Genomic DNA, 2,210 nt, shown 5'->3' with positions numbered 1-2,210 from the left:
GGGTGCCACCGTTGCAGACCACACCGTTGAGGGTGAACGAGGTCGGCTTCGGGTTGCTGCCGCTCCACGCGCCGTTGAAGCCGATGTTCACCGTGCCGCCGGTGGCGACCGAACCGTTGTACGACTCGTTGGTGGCGGTCACGTTCCGGCCGCTCTGCGACCAACGCGCCGACCAGCCCTGCTGCACCCGCTGGCCGGCGTCGGGGAAGGTGAAGCCGAGAGTCCAGGAGCGCAGGGGGTCACCGATGTTCTTGATGGTGACGCTGGCGGTGAAGCCGCCCTGCCACTGGTTCGCCGTGTAGTCGACGCTGCACTGCGTCGCAGCCTGCGCGGCGGTGACCGGGATGGTCACCAGGCCGCCCGCTACCAGGGCGCTCGCACCGGCGAGCGCCACCGCCCGGCGTCGGCCGGACAGGTTTCTCCACAGATTCATGCCACTGAACTCCTTGGGCGAGACCGGGTCCGCGTACGGCCCGGCAGAATGGCCCGGCGGACGTCCTGGCGGACGGTCCACGGTGCCAACGGGATTTTCGGGGGGGTGCGCCCGACCCGGGAACGGGCGTGGTGGTGGTGGTGCCGTGACCGGTCGAGCGAGGACCGGTCGGCGGCCACGTCGTCCGGTTCTCGCCGGTGCCCTCGACGCCTGCCTACGCGGTGTGGCTCCCCGAACCGCGTGCAGCGATTCTTGCATGGGAGCGCTTCCATGGCAATGGCTCGATACCTTCCCGAAACCTACCAGCAACAGCCCCGGACTCCACCGCTCGGGACATTCGCCCCGTGAGCTCCTACGACCACCGGCGGAAGCCCAGACCACGCGGTCCGACAGCAGCCGGTCAACCAGATCGACATATGCCGCCTAGAGTGCGTATCTCTCTCATCATCCCGAAACTCCAAAACATGAATCTTCCCCCGGAACGGTCGTGAAACGGTCTAACGTCGGTCATAGCTCGACCGACGTCGGGCTCAGGACAACAGGGATGGAGTGACGCAGGTCATGGCTAACAAGATGCTCGGGAAGGTCGTCGCGGGCGCCGCGCTCGGCGGCGCATCCCTCCTGGTGCTCACGCCGGGAATCGCGCTCGCAGACGGCACGCACCACGGCGGGGACCGTGAGGGCAACGTCTTCGCCAAGCCACACGTCGCCAAGCCGGGCGAGACGGTCAGGTTGATCGAGGTCTGCCCCCAGCCGCAGGAGCACGCCTACGTCTGGTCGAAGGTGACCGGCAAGGTGAAGCTGAAGCCGGCCAGCGAGGCCGGTGGCGACCGCCGCGACTGGAAGGGCGGAGACGAGGGCGCCGAGGAGCAGGACCGCGGCGGCCGGCACGGCCGGGGCGAGGAAGGCCGGGGCAAGCACGGCCGGGATGAGCACGGCCGGGACGAACAGGGCCGGGACGAGCACGGCCGGGACGAGCACGGCCGGGACGAGCACGAGGACGACCGGCGCCCGTCGCCGCAGCCTTCGGTCGATGGCGGCCAGCCCGGCGGTACGGGCGGCGGGCTCGCCGCCGACGGCGGGTCGGGGTACGACCGGAAGGCCTACGAGGAGGAGCAGACCGCCGAGGAGCGGGGCGGGCGGCACGAGTGGGAGCGGAAGGGCCACGACTGGCAGGCCGAGGAGCACGACCAGGCGGCCGAGTCCGAGCGCGGCGAGGACACCACCGGCCGCGAGCACGGCGAGCGCGGCGGAAAGGGCGAGCACGCCGACGCCGGCACCGACACCGAGCGCGGCTGGCAGGGCGGGCACCGCGACACCGACACCGACGCCGAGCACGACTGGCGGGGCGAGGACGCGGCTACCGAGGACGCGGCCACCGAGGAACGCGGCTGGAAGCACAAGAAGGACTTCGTCTACTACGGCGAGGCCCGGGTCTCGCCGGACGCCGCCCCCGGCCGGTACGAACTCAAGGGCTCGTGCGGCGAGGGCGAACTGGTGGTCCTCCCCCGCGGGCACGTCGACGGCGGTGACGGCGGTCTGACCACCGGTGCCGACGGCGGCATGGCCGTCGGCGGGGCGGGCATGATCGGCGCGGCCGCCCTGGGTGGCATCGTGCTGATGCGCCGGCGTCAGGCCGATGGGCTCGTCTGACCGGACGACGACACGGGCCGGCGGCCGTCACGGGAGACCGTGGCGTGCCGCCGGCACGGCCGTCGTCGTCGCCGTGGCCATGGCGGGCACCGGGATGGTCGGCCTGTCCCTGCGCCCCGAGTCC

General features: G+C 71.7%; 2 protein-coding genes and 1 pseudogene. 2 read left to right on the top strand and 1 reads right to left on the bottom strand.

Features of this window, described 5'->3' with window-relative positions; all coding sequences use genetic code 11:
• A partial coding sequence (locus tag E1166_RS30275; RefSeq protein WP_207914659.1) for a cellulose-binding domain-containing protein occupies positions 1–433 on the bottom strand: 433 nt, incomplete at its 3' end.
• A 561-nt stretch (positions 434–994) separates the two neighbouring features.
• On the opposite strand from E1166_RS30275, the gene E1166_RS30270 reads away from it, so the two are divergent.
• Together E1166_RS30270 and E1166_RS32405 are read left to right on the top strand one after the other, a co-directional pair.
• Complete coding sequence (locus E1166_RS30270; RefSeq protein WP_132343215.1) at positions 995–2,086, top strand: hypothetical protein; 1,092 nt, start codon at positions 995–997, stop codon at positions 2,084–2,086.
• A pseudogene (locus tag E1166_RS32405) lies at positions 2,073–2,210 on the top strand (class F sortase); the annotation flags it as partial. The gene E1166_RS30270 and the pseudogene E1166_RS32405, both read left to right, overlap by 14 nt.

The sequence above is a fragment of the Micromonospora sp. KC213 genome (genome assembly GCF_004348325.1).
Classification (GTDB): domain Bacteria; phylum Actinomycetota; class Actinomycetes; order Mycobacteriales; family Micromonosporaceae; genus Micromonospora.
This window is presented reverse-complemented; position numbering and strand designations above follow the sequence as displayed.

Bases quoted from the DNA above. Each gene is read 5' to 3' on its own strand.
- E1166_RS30270 (WP_132343215.1), top strand. From the start codon at position 995: ATGGCTAACAAGATGCTCGGGAAGGTCGTCGCGGGCGCCGCGCTCGGC.